The sequence below is a fragment of the Streptomyces sp. DH12 genome (genome assembly GCF_020873895.1).
In the GTDB taxonomy this organism is placed as follows: Bacteria; Actinomycetota; Actinomycetes; order Streptomycetales; family Streptomycetaceae; genus Streptomyces.
Map to the genome: position 1 here is coordinate 1 of NZ_JAHWGT010001328.1, position 423 is coordinate 423.

1 pseudogene is annotated in these 423 nt (G+C 68.8%); it reads left to right on the forward strand.

The window, feature by feature from the left end:
• Window positions 1-423: pseudogene (locus LPA54_RS39925) on the forward strand (site-specific integrase); the annotation flags it as partial.

Sequence of the window (423 nt, forward strand, 5' to 3'; positions counted from 1 at the left end):
GCGAGATCACCAGCCTGCGCCGAGACTGCCTGGAGCGGGTCGACGGCAAACCGACGCTGTTCTTCGACAACCACAAACGGCGACGCCACGGCCGTCGGCTGCCGATCTCGGAGAGCACCGCCGAGCTGATCGAAACCTGGCAGAAGGAGCTCGAGGCGCTACCGGCCGTACCGGCCTGCGCCCAGTGGCTGTTTCCCTCGCCCGGGCAGCGCAACCGTCCGCGCCGAGGGCATCTGAACACTTCGCAGTTCTGCAACCGGATCTTCCGGAACTGGATCGACGAACTGATCCCGGGACTCGTGGACGACCGGCTCGACGAGGACGGCGCCCCACTCGCCTACGACCGGACCCAGGTCGTCCCGTACGGCTTCCGCCACGCTTACGCCCAGCGCCACGCGGACGCGGGCACTCGCCCCGACGTGC